Raw genomic sequence first — 21934 nt, forward strand, 5'->3', positions numbered from 1 at the left:
TCTGCCAGATGCTCTGGAGTCACAGATCATCCCCTGGTCGGGTCTTCGACATCCCCAGTACGCCTCAGGTCCGACTGCCGGTACGGTTCGGACCCGTACGGCCCGGAGGCGACAAATCGGAAAGCGCGCGCGGTCGTGGGAACCTACGAGGCCGATTTGATCATGTTCCCATACCGCCGAACGGGTGAAAAAACGGGTGCCGCGGGCGTGGCTCACACACCCCACCACGCCGCCGTGTCGTCAGGCAGCGCCACGCGTCCGCCCGCCGCCCGTACGTCCGCGCTGGCCAGCAGCAGCTGCCCCGGCACCGGCATGGACACAGGACGCCCGGTCAGGTTGACGGTGCACACGAGGCCGCCCTGATCGCTGTCCCGACGGAACGCCAGCACGCCCCCGGGGGCGTCCAGCCAGCTCACCCCGTCTCCCGCGCCCAGCGCCGGATGCCGGGCGCGCACCGCCAGCGCCGAGCGGTAGAACTCCAGCGTCGACCCCGGGTCGCCGGTCTGCGCCTCGACGCTCAGCTTCGCCCAGGACTCCGGCTGCGGCAGCCAACTCGGGCCGCCCGGCAGCGGCCCGAAGCCGTACGGCGGCGCGCTGCCCGACCATGGGATCGGCACCCGGCAGCCGTCCCGGGTACCGTCCTGACCGCTGCCGCGGAAAAAGGCCGGATCCTGCCGTACCTCGTCCGGCAGCTCGGTCACCTCCGGCAGTCCCAACTCCTCACCCTGGTACAGGTACGCGGAGCCGGGCAGCGCCAGCATCAGCAGGGTCGCCGCCCGCGCCCGGCACAGTCCCCGCGCCGGATCGCCCATCGCCAGCCGCGTGGTGTGCCGCACCACGTCGTGGTTGGACAGCACCCAGGTGGCGGGTGCGCCGACCGCGCCCATCGCGGCGAGCGAGTCCTCGATCACCCGGCGCAGCTCCTCCGCGTCCCAACCCGCGGTCAGGTACGTGAAGTTGAACGCCTGGTGCAGCTCGTCCGGGCGCAGGTACAGCGCGCTGCGCCGCACCGTCGGCGTCCACGCCTCGGCCACCGCGATCCGCTCTCCCGGGTAACCGTCCAGGATCCGGCGCCAGTCGCGGTAGATCTCGTGCACCCCGTCCTGGTCGAAGAACGGCAGCACCTGGTTGCCCAGCAGCTTCACCTGCTCGGTGTGCCCGATGTCCGGCAGACCGGGCGCCTTCACCAGCCCGTGCGCCACGTCGACCCGGAAGCCGTCCACCCCGAGGTCCAGCCAGAACCGCAGGATCGACCGGAACTCCTCGCGCACCGCGGGGTGTTCCCAGTTGAAGTCGGGCTGCTGCGGGGCGAACAGATGCAGGTACCACTCGCCGGGCGAGCCGTCCGGCTCCGTCACCCGGGTCCAGGCGGGCCCGCCGAAGATGGACTCCCAGTCGTTCGGCGGCAGTTGGCCGTCCGCGCCCTTGCCGGGACGGAAGTGGAACCGCTGCCGGGTCGCCGAGCCGGGCCCCTCGCGCAGCGCCCGGCGGAACCACTCGTGCTGGTCGGAACAGTGGTTGGGCACCACGTCCACGATCACCCGCAGCCCCAACGCGTGCGCCTCCCGCACCAGGTCGTCGGCGTCGGCGAGGGTGCCGAACGCCGGGTCAACGGCGCGGTAGTCCGCCACGTCGTACCCGCCGTCGGCCTGTGGCGAGGCGTAGAACGGCGACAGCCACACCGCGTCGACGCCCAGCGCCTTCAGATACGGCAACCGGGACCGGACACCGGGCAGATCGCCCGTGCCGTCACCGTCCGAGTCGGCGAAACTACGCGGATACACCTGGTAGATGACCGCGTCACGCCACCAGTCGGAGCGTTGCGCGCGGTCGGAGCGGCGGGGTGACGGGCAGACGGCGTCGGCGAGATGCTGGCTGGTCATGGATTCGGCTGGACCTCCGGGTGGCGCGGCCAGGGGCTACGTCAGTGCGGCGAGGGTACTGCCGTCCGGCAGCCTGCCGCTCAACTCCGGGTGGCTGGTGGGCCTGGCGGGCAGCACCAGGGTGTGGCCGTCCGAGGCGCCGCCCAGACCAGCCGCGGTGATCGAGCCGACCTCCGGGCTGCCCGCCGCCACCAGGTACCAGTGGCCGGTGGGGGACTTCCACAGCACGCCCGACAGCACACCCGGCGCCATCGGGCCGCAGGCCGCGGTGGACCGCCCGTGCGCGGCGATGGTGGCCGGGGTGCCCGGCGCGGTGCCGGGCGGCACGAACTGCACCGAGACGTGGTCGGCGCCGGACCAGGAGTCTGCTCGCGTGCACAGCCAGTTCGCGGTACCGGCGTCGTCCGGCAGCCGTTGGTCGGCGAACTGCCAGTTCCCCACGGTACGTACGCCCTGACCGCGGTCCGCGGCGAGTCGGCAGGCGGCGTGTGCCCAGTCGCCCAGCGCCTGCGCGTCGTCGGCCTCGCCCTGCCTGGCGCCGGGCCCGGCGGCATGGGTGAGATGGACGGGGATCAGCTCCGCCAGGTCGGTCAGCAGGAACGGCTGCTGGTCGGGGGCGTTCGCGCTGGGGGTGAACTGCATCGCGGTCCACGACGAGTCGGCGGTGCCGCACGACCCGTCGGCGGCGGGCACCGGCACCGGGTCGGTGACACCGTCCGACGAGCGCTTCAGCGGCCGTGGCGCCGCATCCGGTTTGAGCAGGTTCCGCAACTGCGTGCGGTCGATCCACGGGGCGGTCAGATAGCGGGCGTTGCCGTCCGTGGACCTGGCGACCACCACCGCTGACGCGTTCGCCGCGGACGCCCCGTCGACCCGGGCGAAGTCCAGCACCGGCGCACCGCCGCCGTCCGCGGGCTCGGCGTACCGCACCAGCCGCAGCCCGTCGTAGAGCAGCACCACGCCCGCGCCGTCCACGTCCCCCGCGAACAGCAGCTGCGGTGCGGTGACCGGCGGAGTCTGCGCGGTGCCCGGGGTGGCGGACACGTGTACCGCGGAACCCGGCCGCGCCCAGACGTCGAGCGCGCGCTGCAGCAGTCCCCGGTCGTCGGTACGGTCGCCGCGGGCGGGCCAGGACGCGAAGTCCAGCCGGGAGGTGCGGGTCCAGGCGCCGGCGTCCGCCCGCACCACCGACGCCGGGTTCAACATCCGGTTGAGCGCGGCCTGTTGCGGCCCCAGCGGCCCGGCCGCCCCGAAACCGCTGCCGCCGCCGTCTCCCGGCACGCCGAGCAGCGCGGCGGCGACGGTCGCCGCCGCGGCGACCGCCGCACCGGCCCGGGCGTGCTGCCGCCTGCGCATCAGGTCGGTCGGCCGGGCGTGCACCACACAGGGGTCGAACTCGCTGTCGGCCAGCGTGCGGAAGTCCACCGTCCGGGCGGCCGTGGACGCGTCGTGCACGGCCCTGCGCGGCCCGGCCACCCCGGCCGCCGCCAGCAGCGCCGCGGTCCGCTCCTCGTCCAGGCCCTCGACGGCGCGCAGCGCGTACGCGGCCCGGGCCGGGGCGTCCAGCTCGGACAGGGCGCGGTCCAGATCGAGGTCGTCCAGGTCGCCGGTGCGCGGGAACAGCCGCAGCCCGATCACCTGCGGCGGCAGCGGAGCGGCCACCAGGGCGTTGCGCCCCCAACGCCGCCATCCCGCCTGCCGTTTGCCGTAGGCCAGCGCGCCGCGCAGCACCTCGCCTCGCACCAGGGCGTACGCCGGGTCCTCGCCCTCGGCGGCCCCGGTCACCGGCCGCCGGGTACGCGGCAGCGCCCGCTGCGCCAGCCGGTGCGCGAGCAGCACCCGTCGGTGCCGCCCGAGGGCGGCGGGCAGCGTGACGTACGCGATCCGCACCAGCCGCGGATAGTGCTCGACCAGCGCCGCCTCGGCGTCGTCCACCTCGACCGGCTCGGCTTCTACGGCGTCGGCCACGGTTGCCTGCTGCGTATCCACGTCCCGTCAAACGAGCCGTCCAGACGTTGGTCACCGTGATCGTTTACCGGGGGGCTCGCGTTCCGGCCAGTGCCGGTCCGGCTGACTCGCCGCGGATTCCGGCGGGGGCCGGCGGATGCCCGCCCGCGAGTCCGATGACCAGCGCGGCGAGGTGTCCCACGTCCACGAACCCGGGCGCCCGCCGCAGCAACGGCCGTACGCCGAGGGCCAACAGGCCCGTCACGGCGGCCGCGCGCAGCGCGGGACGCCGGATGCTCGCGGCGTGCCGGGCCACTACGGCGCCCAGGCCGTAGCTGGGTCCCACGTCGACCGCCCCGGCCGTTCGCGGCGACGCGCCGACGGACCGCAGGCCGCCGTACACCAGCAGGCTCGCGCCGATGTGCCCCAGCGCGAAGACCCCCGCCGTGCGGCGCGCGCCCCAGGCGGTCTCCGCCCGGCCCAGTGCCCCGACCAGCAGCGCGGCGAACGCCGGGCCCGGCGTCTGCTCGGTGAGGAAGGCGCTGGTCACCAGGGTGTGCCAGCGACCGGCGCGGAGGTTGTCGACGTTGGTGGAATGGGCGCGCAGCAACCGCTCGCGTCGCGCGGGGGCCATGCGGCCCACCCCGTACGCGCCGATCCCCAGCGCGCCCGCGTACGTCGCCGTGACCCAGGGCAGACGGGAGCGTGATGACCTCATCGGTCCATCATCGGTGATCTTCGCGGAACCGTTTCCGCCCCGATCGCACTCTCCAGTTGTCGGGAACGGAACCCCAAGTCGCCGCAGGAGGACGCCGAATGACCGTGGAGACCCGCAGACCCCGGCGCTCGCGGCCGAGCACCGCAACGATGATGATGCTGGGCACGCTGGTGTCCCGGGCCACCGGTCTGATCCGCATCATGCTGCAGGGCGCGGCTTTGGGCACCGGGCTGCTGGCGACCACCTACGGCGCCGCCAACTCGGTGCCGACCAGCATCTACTTCCTGCTGATCGGTGGCGCCCTGAACTCCGTGCTGGTGCCGCAACTGGTCCGGGCCCGCACCGAACACCCCGACGGCGGGCGGGCGTTCGAGCAGCGGATGGTCACCCTGGTGCTGTGCGTGCTGTCCGCCGGCACCGCGCTCGCCGTGTGGGCGGCGCCGCAGATCGTCAGCGTCTATATGCGGGACACCCCGCACCACCACGAGGCCTTCCAACTCACCGTGGTCCTCGCCCGGTTCCTGCTGCCGCAGGTCTTCTTCTACGGGCTGTTCTTCATGCTCGGCCAGGTCCTCAACGCCCGCGGCAGATTCGGGGCGATGACCTGGACCCCGGTTCTGAACAACGTCGTGCTGATCACCATGTTCGGCCTCTACCTGAGCATGGTGGCGGTTCCGGAGGACCCCAGCGACGTCACCCCCGCCGACGTGCGGCTGCTCGGCGTCGGCACCACCATCGGCATCGTCCTACAGGCGGTCGCCCTCATCCCGTACGTCCGCGAGTCCGGATTCCGGTTCCGGCCGCGCTTCGACTGGCGGGGGGCCGGGCTGCGCAAGAGCGTGGCGGCGGCCCGCTGGACGCTGCTGTTCCTGCTGGCCAACCAGGTGGCGATGACCGTGGTCAGCAACTACGCCATCGCCGCCGACACCCGGCTGCCGAAGGCGGGCGTGGGCAACACCGCCTACACCTATGCGCAGAGCCTGTGGACGATGCCGCAGTCCATCGTCACCGTCTCCGTCGTCACCGCGCTGCTGCCGCACATGAGCCGCGCGGTCGCCGAACGGCGGCTGGACGACGTACGCCTCGGGCTGTCCCACGCGCTGCGGGTCACCGGGGTGGTCATCGTGCCCGCCGCGTTCTTCTTCGTGGCGTTCGGCCCGCAACTGGCCGAGCTGGCCTTCGCGCACGGCAACGCCACCGCCGCCGAGACCCTGCCCTGCGGCCACATGCTCCAGGCGCTGGGCCTCGGCCTGGTCCCGTTCTCCGCCCAGTACCTGCTGCTGCGCGGCTTCTACGCCTTCGAGGACACCCGCACCCCCTTCTGGACCGCGGTGCTGATCTCCGCGGTGAACATCGCGCTGGCCACCGTCTGCCACTGGCTGCTGCCGGTGCGCTGGGCGGTGACCGGGATGGCGGCCGGGTACGCCCTCTCGTACGGCGTCGGGCTGCTGGTCACCGCCGCGCTGCTGCGCCGCCGCCTGGAGGGGCGGCTGGACGGGAAGCGGCTGCTGCGCACCTACGGCAAGCTCGGCGCCGCCGCGCTGGCCGCGGCCGCCGCGGGGTGGGCGGCCGGGCACACCGCGTCCGCCACTTCCCCGGTGCTCGAACTGGCCGTGGGCGGTGCGGTGATGGCGGCGCTGTTCCTGTTCATCGCCCGGGTGCTGCGGGTCGGCGAGCTGAACAGCCTGAAGGGCGCGGTGCGTTGACCCGCTTTGTCGACCCGCTACCGGGGGGACGGCGAGCGAAGGCCCCGGGAGACCACGGAGGTCCGCTGGTAGTGCTGCATCTCCTCGATGTCGCCGATGTACGGGCGGATCTCCGCGAGGAACCCGCGGAAGTAGGGTCCGCCGCGGAACCCCCGCTCGTGCTCCTCCACCGAGGCCCACTCGATGCGCAGCACATAGCGTTCGGGCTCCTCCACACCCTGCATCAGCTCGTAGCCCAGGCACTGCGGGGCCAGATCGAGTTGTTCGGCCGCGGCCGTGTACGCCTTCTCGAAGGCGATGCGGCGCTCGTGGTCCGCGATGCGGTAGCGGATGTACTCGACGATCATCGAGGTCCCCTTCTCGCTGATTCACCCGGGGTCGGCCAGCGCGGTCGGCAAACACCCCCTCATCAGGACGTTACGGCCATCCGGCGCCGCCGTCGCCCGGGCGCGCGGTCCTTTTTGCGGCTGGCACACCAAATAGGCCAGTAAGCTCCGGCGCACGCCCTTGCGCCGGGTGACCGGCATGAACCGGGCCAGGCCACGCCGCCGCCTCCCGGACCAGGCAGAACCGGGTGGCCCGCGGGGCCGGACGTAGATCCGCCGACCGCGCACCCCGTCCCCGGCGTCGCGGAAGGTGTCGCCGAGCCCGAGTGCCTCGCGCGCGGCCGCGTCGAGGTCCGTGACACCGATGTCATGGTGGAACTGCTGGGGTTGCTCCGGATCGGCCCCGCGCGGCGGTCGCCGGTCGGCGGCCCGCTGGAAGGCGGGCACCGCGCCGGAGGGGGTGGGTGGGGTGGCCCAGTCACCGCCCCCGGCCCAGCGCGGGTCGGGACGGTTCGCCTCGCCGCCGAGCAACTGCTGGTGGACGCGGACGAGTTACGTCACGTCGGACAGTCCGGTACCACGCAACTTGCGGTTCGCCGATCAACGGCTCGCTCCTTCGCGGGGCACCCCCAGCCCCCGGCCTGGGCCGTACCCGAGGAATCCGAGGTTCCGGTAACGGGGTAAAAAGCGCACAATGGACATGCGGCCCCGCGCCGCGAGGCGCGGTCCAGTTGTGTGCGCAGTGAAGGAGATGAGTCGTATGGCCGACGTCTCACGCCACCACGCAGGTGATCTTTCGCAGCACCCCGATGTGCACGAGATGCGGGAGCGCTACGCCCGCGTGGAAGCCGGGCGGAAGGAGGTGGCCGTTGACGGGCTGGTCCTCCTGGCGGGTCTGTGGTGCGCCATCTCGGCATGGACGGTCCACTTCAACACGACCCGTCCTGACCTCATGATCAACAACCTCATCATCGGCCTCGCCGTCGCCGTGATCGGCCTCGGCCTCACCATGGCACCGGCCCGGATGCAGGGCCTTACCTGGGCCGCGGCCGCGATGGGGATCTGGCTGATCATCTCGCCCTGGGTGGTCACCCGCGCGCCCAACGCCGGAGTGATCTGGAGCAACGTCGTCGTCGGCGCGGTCATCTGCCTGTTGGGCCTGGTAGCCGCAGGGACGGTGATGCGGGGCAAGGAGCCTGTTACGGCTGCACGCTGAGCCAATGGCCGCCCCCGCCCGCGGGGGCGGCCCTTCCGGGCTCAAAGTGACTGCGGGGGAAGCGCGGTTGGGCCGGGTGGCGCCTTCCCTGCGCGTCGGTGGGAATGACGGGGGCCTGACGGCCGGTTCCTCCGCCACGCGCGCCACGCGGTCCCCTGAAACGCGGCGAGGGCCGCCACCCTGTACGGGCGGCGGCCCTCGCCGTCGTGTCGTCGCGCCGCGACCGAGGGGCTTAGATGTCGAAGAACTGATGTGGTGGAGCGGCCACCTCAGGTGTTCGTTCGAGCTGCCGCCGTGAGCAGCGCGGATGCCGTCGTTGGTTGTCGTCATTGGTCATCTTTGGGTGCCGTCGGACGGCCCAGGGACGGCCCGGCCGAAACTCCGTGCCCGTTGTCAGTGGCTGCTCCTAAGGTGCAGCTATGCATAAGGGGGCCATCGACCGCGAAGCGGTGCTCAAGACGCTGGACGAGTACGACCGGATGGGGCGCGAGGCGTTCCTGGCTGCATACGGCTACGGAGAGGCTCGGTCCTACCTGCTCGTCCACGAGGGCAAGGAATACGACTCCAAGGCCGTGGCGGGCGTGGCGCACCGACACGTACACGGCAGAGCGCTCAAGCCGGACGAGTTCAGCGGAGGCCGAGACCACGCAGCCAGGTGGCTCAGGGATTTGGGCTTCCAGGTGAAGTCCGTACGTAACCCCGACTGGGCCCGTGACGAGTTGATCCTCGCTTGCGCCCTGGTCGCCAAGAACGACTGGCGAGGACTCGACGCGGGCGACCTCAGGGTGGTGGAGCTGTCCCGGCTTCTACAGCTCATGCCCGTCCACGCTCAGGCGGAGCGCAACGAGACCTTCCGCAACCCCAATGGCGTTGCGCGCAAGACGTTCGACATCGCCACTCGGCATCCCGACTACCGCGGCAGGCCCACCAACGGGGGCGCGTTGGACCGGGTAGTCCTGCAAGACTTCCTCGACCGTCCCGCGGAGATGGAGAACTCCGCCCGCCTCCTCCGTGAGGGCATCGCCTCTGGTGAACTGACGGCCACTGCGCCCGTGAGCGACGATGAGATGGACGACTACAGTGCGCCGGAGGGGCGGCTTCTCCTGCGGAAGCACGTTGCTCGCGAGCGAAACAGAGGGCTCCGTAAACGGAAAATTGACGCAGTCCTCAAGCAAGGGGGGACCCTCGCCTGTGAAGCATGCGGGTTCGACTTTGAGCGGCAGTACGGGGAGCGCGGTGCGGGCTACATCGAATGCCACCACGTAGTGCCGCTCCATGAAGCGGGTGAGGGTCGGACGAAGCTCGCGGACCTTGCCCTCATCTGCGCGAACTGCCACCGCATGATCCATCGACAGGCGCCGTGGCCGACGCCGAAGCAGTTGCGGGAAGTAATCGAAGCGCGGCGATAAGAGCCGCAGAAACGTCACACGCTGGTTTTTTGGGCGACAGGCCCCGGCGCTGCCAGGGGCCTGCCGCGAGTGTTCTGGTCACGCCAAAGCGTCGGCTACTTCGCTCATGCTTGACGTGATCGCGTCCGCGCCAGCGGCGCGGAGTGCCTCGTGCTTGTGGGGTTTGTTAGCGAAGCCGATGGCCTTCGTGCGGGCGGCGTGGGCAGCCTCGATGTCCGTCACAGAATCACCGAGCAGCGCACAATCTTCGGCACGCACGCCGAGCGCTTGAACCGCCCGGCGCACCGAATAAGGGTGGGGCTTCATGCGTTCCGGCTGATGCTCGGGGCGCCCCACGATCACGTGGATATGAGAAAGCAACCCATGTCGGTCGAGAAATGCCCGCGCGCATTGCTCCGAGTTGTTGCTCACGATGGCTACGCCACGGCCGGAAGCATAAGCCGTCTGAATCGCGCTGCTGGCTCCGCTGGTCGGATCCCCAGCTACCGCTACGGCCTCTATCTCCCTCTCCTGAAGTGTGCGTTCGGTAGCCAGCACCAGCCCCCTGCCGCCTTGCTGTGACAGCCTGAGAATCTCCAGAGGGTCCTCGATTCCCTCGGCCTTCGCACCGAGCGTCGGGTCATACTCGGCCACGGTCTGGCTCAACTCACGGGCGACCAACGTTGCCGGTAGGCCACGGAACACGTGGCAGATGGGTCCGTCGAAGTCGAACAGTACCCCTGACGACGAGGTAAGTGCCGACGCCAGGCTGTTAGTGCCCGTATCAGTGCCCATCAGGGTCGTAATCCCTTCCGATGGAGTTCCATACGCTGTCGAACCACATCTGAGCCTGTTCGACTTGTTGTGCACCGCTTGATGGATCCTGGTCGTTTACCGAGTAGTGAAACAGGGTTGCGTCTACTCCAAGCAGGTCGAAGAAATCTACGGTTTCGCCCTGAATGCTGGCCTTGTTGGGGCGCACCGGATAGTACCCGAAGAACGCGTCTTGCTTGTTGATGACGTATAGCTTGAAGAACTGACTCCCGCTGTGAACTCGGGCCTGAACTTGCGTTTCCTTAACCAGGCCGAGGTGGCCAAGCTCATTTACGGAATTCATAACTCCGCGAATTGAGCTTGCCGTGATTTCGCGGGCCCGAGTTCGTAGGCGAGGGTCATCTTCGCAGTCCGCCCGGAGTACCGGGACTGCCTGCGGAACAGACATGTCAGGGACGAGAATCCGAACGTTGACGCTCGCGGGAGTGAGCCGCCCTACTCGGATCTTGTCGAGTGGCTCCTGCAGCGCACCACGAAGGGTTTCGCTGGAAAAGCCAGCAAAGTCGATGGACACGTGCTCCTCAGAGAACGCCTGCTCCACGTAGGGCCTGAGACCGGCAGGCCGCTCTGTCCGGTTACGCACGAACACGCCGCTGCCCTTGCGGGACACGACGAGCCCTTCGTCTTCAAGGTCACGTAGCGCCCGCTGAATGGTGGCCCTGGCAAATCCATACAGCTGGGTGAGCTCCTTCTGCGATGGCAGCTTGTCTCCGGGCGCCAGCTTCCGGGTGCGGATCGCCGCACTGAGGCTGCTTGCCACCTGCTCGTACGGCGGCCGGTCGTCGTCGGGGTCCAGTGGCTCAGGCAGGAAGGTCATGGCTTCGATGCTACGCGGCGAACCCCCAATCAGGACAGTCACCTCAGTCAGGCGTTGACATGGCTAGTCACGTCGTCCTACATTCTTCTCGTGGCCGACCTGGCTAGCCAGGGCAGTCACCAGAGAAACGCTGCACGTCAGAGCGGTCTTTACGGCTGCTCCCATGCACGGGGCGGGGACGCTGCAATCCCGCTAAAGGCCAGGTGGAACAGGGCTTCGGCCCGTACTGGCGAGGTGGCCCGGTGACCGCGAGCAACGGCCGGAGAGTGGGGACTCGGTCCCCCTTGCAGTGCAACTCCCAGTGAATCGACAGCAGAAGGGCGCTTCTGGTGCTCCAACGACATTGATGGGCGCCGCCGTGGTCAACCACATGGCGGCGCCTCCTGACATCGCAGCGGCTAGGGCTGCTGCCGGTTGCCTCCTCCGCCCGTCCGGTTCCGTGCACTGCGCGGGGGCCGTACGGGCGGAGTTGTGGGGAGCCGGATGTACCGACTTCAACGGCGCGCGGCCCCGGTGTTGCACCACCGGGGCCGCTGTTTGGGGCCGTTCCTGGTGAAGGGAGCACGACCCGTGAGGGACATCGGTGCACTTCAGGCGGTTGTTACCGCCGATGAGTTCGGCCGCGAGCCGTCGGCCGCGGAGCTGGACACGATCGAGCGTGAGATGCCCGTCATCCTGGCGGAAGTCGATCTGCTCGACGCGCAGATCACCACCTTGGACCGCACGCCGACCGAGGTGGATGCGCGGCGTATCCGCCGGGCGCGTAACCGGGTGCTGGCCGCCCGGCGAGACCTGGCCAACCGTACGGGCGGCGCGAGCCTGCCGGGAGGTGCGGCGTGAAGTGCAGCGCACGTCTGACCAACAGCTTCATCGGCGAGTGGGAGCTGTACGTCGTCACCGACGGTACGAGCCTGGACTGGCCCGAGCACTCCTTTGAGCGGACCGCACCAGTGCCCACCTTGCAGGAACGGACGGATGCACTGGCCCTGCTCGGCTACTGCGCCGCGGACGACGCCGTGTGGGAGTGGCAGGAGATTCCCAGCGGCGTCATGGACCGTGTGGAGCTGCTGGCGTCGTTGGACGTTCAGCCGATGGGCGGTGCGGCATGAACGCCAAGACCGTGCTCCCCGCCGTGGCGATGACGGGCGTGTCCATGGTGCTCACCCTGGCCATGGTCGTGATGTGGCTGGGCGCGGCAGTGCCGTGGCCGGTCGCCCTGGTCGTCGGTCTGGGGATCGATGGCGGGTGGCTGGCCACTCTCGCTTACGAGCGCCGTCTGGCCGCGCAGGGTGACCACAACCGTGCCGTAACCGGTGTCGGCTGGTGCTTCGGCCTGGTCGCGGCCGGTGTCTTGGTCGCGCACGCGCTCACCGCCGGGCACTCCGGCGGCGCGTGGCTGGCCGTCGCGTGGATGCCGATCGCGGCTAAGGCCCTGTGGCTGGTGCACGGGCTGTGGGAGCGCACCGCGCTCACCCCGGCGGCGCTGGGCGTCATCCGGGGTATCCAGCAGGAGGCCCGGGACGAAGCGGCCGTGGCCCGCGCCCGACTCCGGGCGGAGGCGGCCACCGAGGAGACCCGGCTTGCGGCCGTGACGGGGGCCGGTGCCCGCGTCGCACGCGTCCAGGCCAAGACCGCTCAAACGCTTTCGAAGGCGTGGTCGACGCTGGAGACGGCACGGGCGGGCGAGGAGACCGCCAGGGCGCTGACCAGCGTGACGGCCCGCGTCACGCCCGGTGTCGCACACCGTTGGGAACTGCCGGTCTGGGGCCCCACGCAGCCGGTTGCGCCGCTGACCCTGGGGACCGGGCCAACGCTCACCGACGAGGCGCTGGACGCGCTGGTTGACGAGATCCGTCACAGCGAGTCGCCCGCCTTGTCCTACCGGGAGATGGCCACGCGGTTCCGCGCGGCCGGTCACTCCGCCTCTGAGGTCCGTCTTCGGGCTGCGTGGAAGCGCGTGGCGGTGTGATGGGGGCGCTGCCGGTATTCCGGTGGCGCCTGGCCCCGGATGGATACGCCACGCGCCGACAACTGCGGGTGCGTGATCTGCGCCCCGGAGGTCAGGACGTGGCGGCCGAGTTGCAGCGTCCGCGCCGCGGTCGCGGGCCGCTGGTCGCCTACCTCTACCGCATCGACCAGGCCAAACCGGTGCGGCCCATGACAGACGCGAAGTGGGCGGCGCTGGCCAAAGCCAACGCCGCCCGCCGTACCTGCCCGCGGTGCCGCCGTGATGCCGGATACGTCATTCCCACCTCGATCGGGATGTGCGTGTCCTGCGCCGACCCCGAAGAACAGCGCGCCGCCTGAACACCCCACCCACGCCAAGGAGTTCTGTCATGCCCAGCAACAACCACGCCGTGACGTACGAGTGGAGCGCCGAACTGACTATCAGCGGTGAGCCGATGTGGGCCACCGGCACGTCCAGCGGGCCGGAGGGCTACAGCGTCGATGACGCCTACCGCGACGCCTGCGACGCCATGGCTCAGCTGGGGCTTGGGCACTTCCCCGGCAGTTTCGTCATTCGGCCCGTCCAGGGCTGATCTCAGCGCGGGGCCCGGTCTCAACCGACCAAAGCAGCGGCCGGGCCCCGCTCCCTCCAAACATCTGTGGAAGGAAGCTCAGTGAACCACGAGGATGAGAACGAACTGTTCAAGCGACTCGAAGCCGACCTGGCCACCGAGCCGGGCGCTGAGGTAGTCGACCTGGACAAGGCACGGTCGGCCCGGACCGAGTCGCCCGACTCCATCACCGACTCGACAGCCGACTCCGAGCCGGGTCGGTCGGGTGGCGAGTCGGATGCCCCGGCCGATCGCGTGCTGGTCGACCAGCCGACCGCCCCGGCCGGTCCGGGCTATCTGGGTCGGCTGCTCAGCGCGAAGCGCCGTGCGGTCGTCCCGGAGTGGCTGAAGTCCACGGCGGAGTTGAAGACCGCTACCGGCTGGGTGGCGCGCCACTACGCGCACGTGGCCGGGTATCACGGGCTGCGTGCCCCGGTCTACGCCGCCCGCCTCACCCTGCAAGCACCCTCCGGCGCCGCCAAGTTCATCGGCGGCATGATGCGGTGGATGGCCGACCGTGAGGGCGACCCGGTCCGCGCCGCCGCCGTTCGCCGTGAGGACGCGGCCGAGTACCTGAAGCTGTCGCGGCAGCGGGATGGTCGGGTCCGACTGCGGACCCTGGTCGCGGTGCTGGCCCTGTTCGTCGGAGTCGGGGCGGCGCTGGCCATCTACGTACTCGCCCCCGGCTGGCTTCAGGCCCTCTCGGTGAGCGCGGTGGTCATGGCGCTGGGCTACGCGGGCCGTAAGGCCGATGACCCGGTCATCCACCGGGCGGTGGAGCTGCCCAAGGCGACCAAGCTCACCTCTGACATCGTGCTGCGCGCGCTCGGTGCGCTGGGCATCCCGGCCATCAACTCCGCGCAGGCCAAAGGGCGGGACGGGTTCGAGTTCACCGCCCCCATCACCCGCGACGGTCCCGGTTGGCGGGCGGAGGGCAACCTCCCGTACGGCGTGACCGTCACCGACATCATCGAACGGCGCGAACGTCTCGCGTCCGGTCTGCGGCGCCCGCTGGGCTGTGTGTGGCCAGAGGCGGTTCCGGATGAGCACACCGGGCACCTGGTGCTGTGGGTGGGGGATCAGGACATGTCCCGCGCCAAGCAACCGGCGTGGCCGCTGCTGAAGTCCGGCAGCGTGGACCTGTTCAAGCCGGTCGCTTACGGCACCGACCAGCGCGGGCGCTGGGTCGAAGCGACGCTGATGTACATCGCGGGCGTCATCGGCGCGATCCCGCGCATGGGCAAGACGTTCCTGCTCCGCCTGCTGCTGCTGATCGCGGCGCTGGACCCGCGGGCGGAGCTGCACACCTACGACATGAAGGGCACCGGCGATCTGGACCCGGTCGGCAACGCCGTCTCCCACCGGCATGCCGCAGGGGACGATGACGAGTCGATCGTGTACTGCCTGAACGACTGCCGGGCGCTGCGCGAGGAGTTGCGGCGGCGCACGAAGGTGATTCGCTCGCTGCCGCGGGACATCTGCCCGGAGTCGAAGGTGACCAGCGCCCTTGCAGACAAGCGTTCGCTGGGGCTGCACCCGATCGTGTTCGCGGTGGATGAGTGCCAAGTGCTCTTCGAGCACGCCGAGCACGGCAAGGAGTTCGAGGAGATCATCACCGACCTGGTCAAGCGGGGACCTGCGACCGGCATCGTGGTCCTGCTGGCCACGCAGCGCCCCGATGCCAAGGCGCTGCCCACGGGCATTTCCGCGAACGCGTCGGCCCGCTGGTGCCTGAAGGTCATGGGTCAGTTGGAAAACGACATGGTGCTGGGCACCTCCGCGTACAAGCGCGGGGTGCGGGCGACCATGTTCGCCTGGGCCGACAAGGGCATTCACTACTTCGTCGGTGAAGGCTCCGACGCCCGGATCGTGCGCTCCATCTACGTCGACGGCCGCGACGCCGAAGCCATCGGCGCCCGCGCCCGCAAGATGCGCGAGACCGCTGGAACCCTGTCCGGGCATGCGCTTGGCGAAGCGCCGGAGGTCACGGCCGTGGCGTACGACCTGCTCGCCGACATCCTTGCCGTCATCCCCGCCGACGAGCCGAAGGTGTGGTCCGAGACCGTCGTTGCCCGGCTGGCCGATCTGCGGCCGGAGGTCTACGACGGATGGGACCCCGAAGCGCTCGCCACGGCGCTCAAGCCACACCTGATCTCCACCATCCAGGTCGGTCGCCGGGTGAACGGCAAGGTCGTCAACCGGCGCGGTGTCGACCGCTCCCACATCACTGCTGCGGTTGCGGAGCGTGACGGAAAGCGGGACGCGGGCTGACCGTCCGGGGCCGCTAGCGCTAGCGGCACACCCCGCTAACGTTAGCGGCCCCGCTAGCGCCCCAAACCCGCTCTGATCAGGCCGCTAGCGGATAGCGGCCCACCTGTGCAAACCCCTTGAAACCTGCCTGGGAGGGCCCGTCATGACCCCTGCCCTGCTCGCTATCACACTGCTCATCGGCATAACACTCTGTTACGCAGCTGTGTGTGCTGCCTCGCCGTTCGGCAACTGCCGCAAGTGCCGCGGCTTCGGCTTCGCGACCACCACCGACCGCAAAGGCCGCCTCAAGCGCGGCAAGCCGTGCCGCCGCTGCGACGCCACCGGCAAGCGCATCCGCATAGGCCGCTGGCTGTTCAACCGCGCCGCCCGCATCCACCACGACGGCACCCGCTGAACCCCCTGCTCCCGCCACCGATCGGAGCACCCCGCCAATGACAGTCACCTTCTCCGCCGTGGTCCTGCTGGGCATCGCGGCGTTCCTCGCCCTGAAGATGCGCTCCGCCAAGGCCGGGGCCGCCGTCGTGCTGTTCCTCTTCGGCTTCTTCGCCGCCCACAGCAGCGCCGCCGGAGCCATCAACGGCATGTGCCAGTCCTTCGCCCACTTCCTCGCCCACCTGCGCGCCTAACCAGGAGGCTCACCGTGAACGAACCCACCGCCCACCGCCGCCCTACCGGGCCCGACACAACGGCCTTACAGGTCCACCGCCCCGCCCCGATCACGCCCGCGCACCCCGCGCTGCTCGCGTCCGTCCAGCCCGCCAACATCCCGGCCGTGGCGAGCGTCGTCCTGCCGGACGGACGAGTCGTCACCGGCTACGCCATCGAACCCGCCAAGCCCGAACCCGTCGCGGTCAAGCCCATGGTCTCCCGCGCGGCGGTGAACGTCGCCCTCGGCGGCATCGGGTTCGGCGCCATCTGCGGCGGGCTGTTCTTGCTGACTGCGTTCCTCGCCGCCCTCACCGCCTTCATCCACGCGCTCATCATCCTCACCGCCGTCATCTTCGGCGGCTGGGTCGCCGTCCAGGTCTTCGGCCACCACCCCGGCGGCAGCGGGACGACGGTTCACATCCGCAAAGCCGTCATCAAGCGCAACCACTTCCACGGCTGAAAGGAAGCCATGTTCGAGATCCGCGTCATCTGCGACCCGATCGACACCGACCGTATCGTCGCCGCGCTGGACAGCACGTTCGCGACCGGCACGGTGGCGACTGTCTGCCCCACCCGCGACGGCAAGCGGCACCGCCTGTACGTCACCGCTGACCACCGCCCCGAGCCGGGATCGTGGCCGACGCCGGAGCAGGCATACGCGAACGCGCCGAGCATCGTCCAGGAGATCGGCTGGACCGCCCGCACCCTCGCCGAGACCGAGTGCTTCACGGAGTTGGACCGCGAGTTCTACCTGCGCAAGGCCGCACTGCTGGACCGCATCGCGCTCCTGGACGAGCCCGACGAACCCGGCGACGCCACCGAGGCAGCCGAAGCCACGGCCTTGGTTCTGCTCGACACCGACAAGAGCGCGGGCGGCCGGTACCACGGCCGGGGGTACTGGCCCGAACACCCCGTGGCCGAGGCCAACCCCCGCGGCTACGTCCGTCAGGAATACGCCCAGTGGTGGGCGAGGGAAGGCCGTGACCAGCACCGCGCGGCCCGGCTCGCAGCAGGCCAGTGCCCCAACTGCGCCTGGCCTCAGCACCAGTGCAACTGCGCTGACCACCCCGACGCCTGACTACGCCCGGGACGGCCGCCACGTCTCGCCAAAGAACCGCGGCCGTCCCGGCTCCCCAGAACTCATCACAGAACTGGAGGTCTCCAGCATGACCCATGCTCCCCGTTCCGCGCTGCTCCGCGCGGCGCTGGACGCTGCCGACCAAGGGTGGCCTGTCATCCCGCTACGCCCCGGCGGGAAAGCCCCCGCCCTCCACGGTGAGCGCCACTGCCCCGGAACCGGCGAGTGCACCGACGGGCACCGCACGTTCGAGCAGCGAGCCACCCTCGCCCCCGAGCGCATCGAACGCTGCTGGGCGACTGGCCCGTTCAACGTCGGCATCGCCACCGGCCCCGCCGGGCTGCTGGTCATCGACCTCGACACACTCAAGCCCAAGGACACAAAGGGCACGCCTGACGGCGTGACGAGCTTCTTGGCGCTCTGCGAGCGCGCCGGACAGCCCCTCCCCACCACCCGCCGCATCCGGACTCCCAGCGGTGGACAGCACCTGTACTTCACCGCCCCGCCCGGCGTCAGACTGCACAACACCGCGGGGACCCTCGCCCCGAAGATCGACACCCGAGCGTGGGGCGGGCAAGTCGTCGCACCCGGCAGCACCACGCCATACGGCCCGTACACGGTCCTGGACGACTCGCCCGTTGCAGACCTACCCGAATGGCTCCAACACGCCCTGACGGCCCCACAGAGGCCAGCGGCGGCCCCGGTCTTGCCGATGCCCACCCGCAGTCGCAGCCGGTACGCCGCCGTCGTCCTTGACCGCGAGGCAGCCGCGGTCGCCGCTACAGCCGAGGGCGGCCGTAACGCCGAACTACTGCGCGCCGTACGGGCGGTGGGCCGGTTCGTGGCCTGGCACGACCTCGACCGCGCCACCGTAGAAGCGGCTTTTCAGGCCGCGGGCGAGACGGCGGGACTGCCAGCGTCCGAGTGCCGCGCCACGATCCGCAGCGCCCTGGACTGGTCCATCCGCACCGCCCGGCCCCGGGAGACGGCATGACCACCAGCCCTTCCCGCCCCGCCCTGAAAAGCATCCCCACCTGCGACCGGCCCAGCACCGCCGAACCGACCGGCGGTACCCCCGGCCATAGCGCGCTGAAGAACGCCGCCCGTCAGGGCGTCCGATCTGCTCTGCGTCCTGACCCGCACCCGGCCACCCCGCCCCGCGGGGACGGACGCACCCCGGTCGCCTGGCTCCACGTCACCGCACCGTCCGACCGGCAAGCGATCCCGTCGGCCACCTCGTGGTGCCAGTGCGGCCGGTACCGCACCGCCACCGGCCGCACCAACGTGCTCCGGCTGGTCGAAGCCCACACCGCCCACCGCGAGCACTGCCCACTCCGCAACCCCACCGAGAGGAGGAACGCCGCATGACCGAGCCGGAAGAACTACCCGCCCCGTCCAACCCCATGGCCGTCGCGCGACGACTCCTCCCCGACTGGCAGACCCCCGATGGGAACCTGCTGTGCCGACGCTGGCGCGGCTCATGGATGCGCTGGACCGGTACCTGCTGGCGCGAGCTGGACGACCAGCAGATGCGAGCCTCGCTCTACAAGCGGCTGGAGCACGCCACCTACACCGCAGGCACCGACAAGGACGGACAGCCGGACATCCGAGACTGGGCCCCCACGAAGCAGAAGATCAGCAACCTGCTAGACGCGCTGGGCGCCATCACCCTGCTACCCACAGACGTTGACGCCCCGGCCTGGATCGACCAGCAGGCAGACGAGCATGACCACAGCCCGATCGTGGCCTGCCGTAACGGGCTGCTGCGCATCCGGGACCGGGCCCTGCTCCCGCACGGCCCAGGATTCTTCAACCTCGTCTCCGTGCCCTACGCCTACGACCCACAAGCCACCGCCCCCACCTGGGAACGCTTCCTGCGGCAGATCTGGCCCGACGACCAGCCCGCCATCGACGCGTTGCAGGAGTGGTTCGGCTACGTCCTATCCGGCCGCACCGACCAGCAAAAGATCCTGCTCATCAAAGGTCCGTCACGGTCCGGGAAGGGCACCATCGCCCGCGTCCTGAAAGAACTGGTCGGACGCGAGAACCTCGCCGGACCCACCCTGGCCGGACTCGGCAGCAACTTCGGCTTGTCGTCCCTGCTGGGCAAGCCGCTCGCGGTCATCTCCGACGCGCGCCTGTCCGGCAACGACGGCGGACAGGTCGTGGAACGGCTACTGACCATCTCCGGTGAAGACACCATCGACATCGACCGCAAGTACCGCGACCCGTGGACAGGCAAGCTGCCCACCCGGCTGATGATCCTCACCAACGAGCTGCCGAACTTCGGCGACTCCTCCGGGGTGATAGCCCGCCGGTTCGTCGTGCTCAACATGACCGTCTCCTGGCTCGGCAAGGAAGACACCGGCTTGACCGACAAGTTGGCAGCGCAGATGCCCGGCATCCTCAACTGGGCACTGGACGGCCTGGCCCGGCTGGAGCACACCGGCCGGATCACCGAACCACCCTCCAGCCGGGAAGCGGTCATCACCATGCAAGACACCGCCTCCCCGACCAGCGCGTTCGTCCGCGAACGCTGCACCACCGGCCCCACATGCAGCGTGCCCGTGGACACGCTGTGGGCCATCTGGCGGGAGTGGGCCGAGGACAACGGCGTGCGCGCCGTCGGCACGAAGCAGATGCTCGGCCGCAACCTGCAATCCGTCGTCCCCCAGCTCCGCCGGACACGGCCCCGAGACCAGTACGGCCGGCAGGTGCCCACCTACAACGGGATCACCCTCAACCAGTCCGAACCACATTTGTCTGAGCCGTGACTCAGCGCGACTCAATGCCCTGCCGACCCGCTCTGAGTCGCGATGAGTCGCTTCTCAGAGCAATGTGGCTCCAACTCTGGAGGACGCAGTGAAGCCGCCCCGTGTCCCGGAGGAGACCAATCCCAGAGCCACCCTCCGCGGTGGACTCCCGGACCGGTACCTCACCCCTGACGACATAGCCGAACTATTCGACGTGCCCAAAGAGACCGTCTACCAGTGGCGTAAGAAGCGCACCGGTCCGCCCGGATTCCGCATCGGCAAGCACATCCGCTACGACCCCGTCGCCGTAAGTAACTGGACCACCAAACGTATGGCCGAGGACGCCGCCGTCTAGCACCTGCCGTCATCAAGGGCCAGGTGCAGCCAAGTCGCTGCACCTGGCCCTTTTCGTGCTCACACTGCCCCTGAGAGGAACTGCTGTGGCAGGCCACATCCAAGACCGTTGGTTCAAGACCGAGACCGGACCCGATGGCAAGACCCGGCGGGTCAAGACTGACCGATACGGCACCGGCATGCGCTACCGCGCCCGGTACGTGGCGCCGGACGGGAGTGAACGCAGCCGCTCATTCCCTGACAAGCAAAAGCGCCTCGCCGAAGCCTGGCTGACGCAGATTGCCGCCGACATGACCCGCGGCCAATACGTTGACCCGTCTGCGGGGAAGGTGACGTTCCAGCAATTCGCCACACAGTGGCTCGCGTCGCAGACGACGGACCCCGCCACCATCGTGGCCATGGAGCTCCGGCTTAGGCTGCACGCCTTCCCGCACATCGGGTCGCGTTCACTGAGCGCTTTCCAGCCTGGTCACATCCGCACCTGGGCCCGGGTGCTGAAGGACTCCGGCATGGCGTCCTCGTACCAGCGCGTCATCTTCGCGAACGTCTCCGCCGTGTTCGGGGCGGCTATGGATGACGGCATCATTGCCCGAAACCCGTGCCGGGCTGGCTCAGTAAGAGCTCCGAAGCTGGACGCCCGGAAGCTCAAGCCATGGACCCGTGAGCGGGTGCTTGCTGTCCAAGACGGGCTGCCGGAGCAATACGCCACGACTGTGGACGTGGGCGCCGGTTGCGGACTTCGCCAAGGCGAGATCTTCGGACTCGCCGTGGATGAAGTCGACTTCCTCGCGGGCGTCGTCCACGTCGTCCGGCAGGTCAAGATGGTTGGCTCGCACTTGGTGTTCGCCCCGCCCAAGGGCGGGAAGCTGCGTGACGTGCCGCTGCCCGACGTGGTGTCGTACGCGCTTGCCGCACACATCACCAAGCGTCCGCCCATCGATGTCACGCTGCCGTGGAAGACGCCGGACGGGCCGCCGGTCACCGCCACGCTGATTTTCTACTCGCGCGAGCGTAAGGCGCTGAACCGGAACTACTTCAATATGTATCTGTGGAAGCCCGCATTGGTCTCCGCAGGCGTCATCCCGCAGCGTCAGCCGGGGGAGCGGTTCAAGCAATCGCGCGAGCACGGCATGCACGCGCTGCGGCACTACTACGCGTCGGTGCTGCTGGACGCGGGGGAGAACATCAAGGCCCTGGCCGAGTACCTCGGTCACTCGGATCCCGGCTTCACGCTGCGCACGTACACGCACCTGATGCCCAACAGCCAGGACCGCGCCCGCAAGGCTATCGACGCCGCGTTCGGCGTAGCGGTGGGAGACGACGGCGATGGCGGCGAGGCGATGGCCGCCGCCTGACTCCAGCCGCAGAAAGGGCCGTCGGCCGTGCCCTTCCGGTAGTGGAAGGACACGGCCGACGGCCCACAGACGGCCCAGGGGA

Annotated in this window: 25 protein-coding genes; 18 read left to right on the top strand and 7 right to left on the bottom strand. The window is 69.9% G+C overall.

Features of this window, described 5'->3' with window-relative positions; translation table 11 throughout:
• Positions 1-212: 212 nt before the first annotated feature.
• The 3 genes from O5O46_RS06415 to O5O46_RS06425 form a co-directional block, all read right to left on the bottom strand.
• Positions 213-1883 carry a glycoside hydrolase family 13 protein gene (locus O5O46_RS06415; RefSeq protein WP_269854251.1) on the bottom strand — a complete coding sequence of 557 codons (1671 nt, stop codon included), beginning with the start codon at positions 1881-1883 and terminating at the stop codon, positions 213-215.
• Between the two features lie 36 nt (positions 1884-1919).
• Positions 1920-3851 carry a hypothetical protein gene (locus O5O46_RS06420; RefSeq protein ID WP_269854252.1) on the bottom strand — a complete coding sequence of 644 codons (1932 nt, stop codon included), beginning with the start codon at positions 3849-3851 and terminating at the stop codon, positions 1920-1922.
• A gap of 64 nt (positions 3852-3915) precedes the next feature.
• On the bottom strand, positions 3916-4548 hold the full coding sequence (locus O5O46_RS06425; RefSeq protein WP_269854253.1) for a rhomboid-like protein: 633 nt from the start codon (positions 4546-4548) through the stop codon (positions 3916-3918).
• 98 nt (positions 4549-4646) lie between these two features.
• Here O5O46_RS06425 and murJ point away from each other — a divergent pair, with 98 nt between their 5' ends.
• A complete protein-coding gene (gene murJ, locus O5O46_RS06430; protein ID WP_269854254.1) occupies positions 4647-6254 on the top strand; it encodes a murein biosynthesis integral membrane protein MurJ in 1608 nt (535 codons plus the stop codon).
• 17 nt (positions 6255-6271) lie between these two features.
• On the opposite strand, the gene O5O46_RS06435 is transcribed toward murJ, so the two are convergent.
• Together O5O46_RS06435 and O5O46_RS35295 are read right to left on the bottom strand one after the other, a co-directional pair.
• Positions 6272-6601 carry an antibiotic biosynthesis monooxygenase family protein gene (locus tag O5O46_RS06435; protein ID WP_269854255.1) on the bottom strand — a complete coding sequence of 110 codons (330 nt, stop codon included), beginning with the start codon at positions 6599-6601 and terminating at the stop codon, positions 6272-6274.
• A gap of 21 nt (positions 6602-6622) precedes the next feature.
• Positions 6623-7111 (bottom strand): VOC family protein, encoded by a 489-nt coding sequence (locus O5O46_RS35295; protein WP_333482340.1) that lies wholly within the window; start codon positions 7109-7111, stop codon positions 6623-6625.
• A 229-nt stretch (positions 7112-7340) separates the two neighbouring features.
• Here O5O46_RS35295 and O5O46_RS06445 point away from each other — a divergent pair, with 229 nt between their 5' ends.
• Both O5O46_RS06445 and O5O46_RS06450 read left to right on the top strand, forming a co-directional pair.
• Entirely contained in the window at positions 7341-7796 is a 456-nt protein-coding gene (locus O5O46_RS06445; protein ID WP_269854256.1) for an SPW repeat protein, read from the top strand.
• 419 nt (positions 7797-8215) lie between these two features.
• The gene (locus tag O5O46_RS06450; protein ID WP_269854257.1) at positions 8216-9205 is read left to right on the top strand and encodes an HNH endonuclease; all 990 of its coding nucleotides are present in this window, start codon (positions 8216-8218) and stop codon (positions 9203-9205) included.
• 78 nt (positions 9206-9283) lie between these two features.
• Here the strand turns inward: O5O46_RS06450 and O5O46_RS06455 are convergent, their stop codons facing one another.
• Together O5O46_RS06455 and O5O46_RS06460 are read right to left on the bottom strand one after the other, a co-directional pair.
• A complete protein-coding gene (locus O5O46_RS06455; protein WP_269854258.1) occupies positions 9284-9979 on the bottom strand; it encodes an HAD family hydrolase in 696 nt (231 codons plus the stop codon).
• The gene (locus O5O46_RS06460) at positions 9969-10835 is read right to left on the bottom strand and encodes a winged helix-turn-helix domain-containing protein (protein WP_269854259.1); all 867 of its coding nucleotides are present in this window, start codon (positions 10833-10835) and stop codon (positions 9969-9971) included. The genes O5O46_RS06455 and O5O46_RS06460 overlap by 11 nt, the downstream gene beginning before the upstream one ends.
• Before the next feature lie 570 nt (positions 10836-11405).
• Between O5O46_RS06460 and O5O46_RS06465 the strand changes: the two genes are divergently transcribed.
• From O5O46_RS06465 to O5O46_RS06535, 15 genes are all read left to right on the top strand, one after another.
• The gene (locus O5O46_RS06465; RefSeq protein ID WP_269854260.1) at positions 11406-11675 is read left to right on the top strand and encodes a DUF6284 family protein; all 270 of its coding nucleotides are present in this window, start codon (positions 11406-11408) and stop codon (positions 11673-11675) included.
• Complete coding sequence (locus O5O46_RS06470) at positions 11672-11944, top strand: DUF6303 family protein (protein WP_269854261.1); 273 nt, start codon at positions 11672-11674, stop codon at positions 11942-11944. Before O5O46_RS06465 ends, O5O46_RS06470 begins: the two co-directional genes overlap by 4 nt.
• Positions 11941-12804, top strand: coding sequence for a protein spdB (locus O5O46_RS06475; RefSeq protein ID WP_269854262.1), 864 nt, complete (start codon positions 11941-11943; stop codon positions 12802-12804). The genes O5O46_RS06470 and O5O46_RS06475 overlap by 4 nt, the downstream gene beginning before the upstream one ends.
• Positions 12804-13142: an RRQRL motif-containing zinc-binding protein gene (locus O5O46_RS06480; protein WP_269854263.1), complete on the top strand. Its 339-nt coding sequence runs from the start codon at positions 12804-12806 to the stop codon at positions 13140-13142. Before O5O46_RS06475 ends, O5O46_RS06480 begins: the two co-directional genes overlap by 1 nt.
• Positions 13143-13171: 29 nt before the next feature.
• The gene (locus O5O46_RS06485; protein ID WP_269854264.1) at positions 13172-13375 is read left to right on the top strand and encodes a hypothetical protein; all 204 of its coding nucleotides are present in this window, start codon (positions 13172-13174) and stop codon (positions 13373-13375) included.
• A gap of 81 nt (positions 13376-13456) precedes the next feature.
• Complete coding sequence (locus O5O46_RS06490; protein ID WP_269854265.1) at positions 13457-15664, top strand: cell division protein FtsK; 2208 nt, start codon at positions 13457-13459, stop codon at positions 15662-15664.
• 142 nt (positions 15665-15806) lie between these two features.
• Positions 15807-16058, top strand: a complete 252-nt coding sequence (locus tag O5O46_RS06495) for a hypothetical protein (protein WP_269854266.1) — start codon at positions 15807-15809, stop codon at positions 16056-16058.
• Positions 16059-16095: 37 nt separating this feature from the next.
• Positions 16096-16290 (top strand): hypothetical protein, encoded by a 195-nt coding sequence (locus O5O46_RS06500; protein ID WP_269854267.1) that lies wholly within the window; start codon positions 16096-16098, stop codon positions 16288-16290.
• 14 nt (positions 16291-16304) lie between these two features.
• A complete protein-coding gene (locus O5O46_RS06505) occupies positions 16305-16772 on the top strand; it encodes a hypothetical protein (RefSeq protein ID WP_269854268.1) in 468 nt (155 codons plus the stop codon).
• A gap of 9 nt (positions 16773-16781) precedes the next feature.
• Positions 16782-17390 (top strand): hypothetical protein, encoded by a 609-nt coding sequence (locus O5O46_RS06510; protein ID WP_269854269.1) that lies wholly within the window; start codon positions 16782-16784, stop codon positions 17388-17390.
• Positions 17391-17478: 88 nt separating this feature from the next.
• Entirely contained in the window at positions 17479-18384 is a 906-nt protein-coding gene (locus tag O5O46_RS06515) for a bifunctional DNA primase/polymerase (protein WP_269854270.1), read from the top strand.
• Positions 18381-18758 carry a hypothetical protein gene (locus O5O46_RS06520; RefSeq protein WP_269854271.1) on the top strand — a complete coding sequence of 126 codons (378 nt, stop codon included), beginning with the start codon at positions 18381-18383 and terminating at the stop codon, positions 18756-18758. The genes O5O46_RS06515 and O5O46_RS06520 overlap by 4 nt, the downstream gene beginning before the upstream one ends.
• The gene (locus tag O5O46_RS06525; RefSeq protein ID WP_269854272.1) at positions 18755-20164 is read left to right on the top strand and encodes a DNA primase family protein; all 1410 of its coding nucleotides are present in this window, start codon (positions 18755-18757) and stop codon (positions 20162-20164) included. The genes O5O46_RS06520 and O5O46_RS06525 overlap by 4 nt, the downstream gene beginning before the upstream one ends.
• Before the next feature lie 88 nt (positions 20165-20252).
• Entirely contained in the window at positions 20253-20498 is a 246-nt protein-coding gene (locus O5O46_RS06530; RefSeq protein WP_269854273.1) for a helix-turn-helix domain-containing protein, read from the top strand.
• An 85-nt stretch (positions 20499-20583) separates the two neighbouring features.
• Entirely contained in the window at positions 20584-21852 is a 1269-nt protein-coding gene (locus tag O5O46_RS06535; protein ID WP_269854274.1) for a tyrosine-type recombinase/integrase, read from the top strand.
• Positions 21853-21934 lie beyond the last annotated feature (82 nt).

It is taken from the genome of Streptomyces sp. RPT161 (genome assembly GCF_027533845.1).
Taxonomy (GTDB): Bacteria; Actinomycetota; Actinomycetes; order Streptomycetales; family Streptomycetaceae; genus Streptantibioticus_A; species Streptantibioticus_A silvisoli_A.

Coding starts and splice junctions, on each gene's coding strand:
- O5O46_RS06415 (WP_269854251.1), bottom strand. CDS start 1,883: ATGACCAGCCAGCATCTCGCCGACGCCGTCTGCCCGTCACCCCGCCGC.
- O5O46_RS06425 (WP_269854253.1), bottom strand. CDS start 4,548: ATGAGGTCATCACGCTCCCGTCTGCCCTGGGTCACGGCGACGTACGCG.
- murJ (WP_269854254.1), top strand. CDS start 4,647: ATGACCGTGGAGACCCGCAGACCCCGGCGCTCGCGGCCGAGCACCGCA.
- O5O46_RS06435 (WP_269854255.1), bottom strand. CDS start 6,601: ATGATCGTCGAGTACATCCGCTACCGCATCGCGGACCACGAGCGCCGC.
- O5O46_RS06445 (WP_269854256.1), top strand. CDS start 7,341: ATGGCCGACGTCTCACGCCACCACGCAGGTGATCTTTCGCAGCACCCC.
- O5O46_RS06450 (WP_269854257.1), top strand. CDS start 8,216: ATGCATAAGGGGGCCATCGACCGCGAAGCGGTGCTCAAGACGCTGGAC.
- O5O46_RS06455 (WP_269854258.1), bottom strand. CDS start 9,979: ATGGGCACTGATACGGGCACTAACAGCCTGGCGTCGGCACTTACCTCG.
- O5O46_RS06460 (WP_269854259.1), bottom strand. CDS start 10,835: ATGACCTTCCTGCCTGAGCCACTGGACCCCGACGACGACCGGCCGCCG.
- O5O46_RS06475 (WP_269854262.1), top strand. CDS start 11,941: ATGAACGCCAAGACCGTGCTCCCCGCCGTGGCGATGACGGGCGTGTCC.
- O5O46_RS06480 (WP_269854263.1), top strand. CDS start 12,804: ATGGGGGCGCTGCCGGTATTCCGGTGGCGCCTGGCCCCGGATGGATAC.
- O5O46_RS06485 (WP_269854264.1), top strand. CDS start 13,172: ATGCCCAGCAACAACCACGCCGTGACGTACGAGTGGAGCGCCGAACTG.
- O5O46_RS06495 (WP_269854266.1), top strand. CDS start 15,807: ATGACCCCTGCCCTGCTCGCTATCACACTGCTCATCGGCATAACACTC.
- O5O46_RS06500 (WP_269854267.1), top strand. CDS start 16,096: ATGACAGTCACCTTCTCCGCCGTGGTCCTGCTGGGCATCGCGGCGTTC.
- O5O46_RS06510 (WP_269854269.1), top strand. CDS start 16,782: ATGTTCGAGATCCGCGTCATCTGCGACCCGATCGACACCGACCGTATC.
- O5O46_RS06515 (WP_269854270.1), top strand. CDS start 17,479: ATGACCCATGCTCCCCGTTCCGCGCTGCTCCGCGCGGCGCTGGACGCT.
- O5O46_RS06520 (WP_269854271.1), top strand. CDS start 18,381: ATGACCACCAGCCCTTCCCGCCCCGCCCTGAAAAGCATCCCCACCTGC.
- O5O46_RS06525 (WP_269854272.1), top strand. CDS start 18,755: ATGACCGAGCCGGAAGAACTACCCGCCCCGTCCAACCCCATGGCCGTC.